The organism is Pseudomonas sp. 51_B (genome assembly GCF_017491595.1).
Classification (GTDB): domain Bacteria; phylum Pseudomonadota; class Gammaproteobacteria; order Pseudomonadales; family Pseudomonadaceae; genus Aquipseudomonas; species Aquipseudomonas promysalinigenes.
In genome coordinates, this window is the sequence record NZ_JAFGYW010000429.1 from 1 (window position 1) to 441 (window position 441).

At 70.5% G+C, this 441-nt stretch carries 1 pseudogene; it reads right to left on the reverse strand.

Annotated features, from left to right (window positions below):
* Positions 1-441, reverse strand: a pseudogene (locus J5M56_RS25575) (glycine cleavage system protein T); the annotation flags it as partial.

Genomic DNA, 441 nt, shown 5'->3' on the forward strand with positions numbered 1-441 from the left:
GTCCATGTCCTGGCCGTACAGGTTCATGCCGGCCTCGAGCCGCAGCGTGTCGCGCGCGCCGAGCCCGCACGGGCGCACGCCGCGCTCGGCGAGCGCGTTCCACAGCGCTTCCACGTGCGTCGCCGGGACGATGATCTCGAAGCCGTCCTCGCCGGTGTAGCCGGTGCGCGCGACGGTGAGATCGCCGAACGGCGTGCCCGCGACCTGCGCGGCGTTGAACGGCTTGAGCTCGCTCGTCGCTGCGCGCGCGCAGGGGACGGTGTCCCACACCTTCGCGCGCGCGTTCGGGCCTTGGGCGGCGACGATCGCGAAGTCGCGGCGCGGCGCGATCGTGAGGCCGAAGCCGCCTTGCTCGTTGAGCTGGTTGAACCACGCGATGTCCTTCTCCGCAGTGCCGGCGTTGACGACGACGCGGAAGAATTCCTCGGTGAAGTAGTAGAC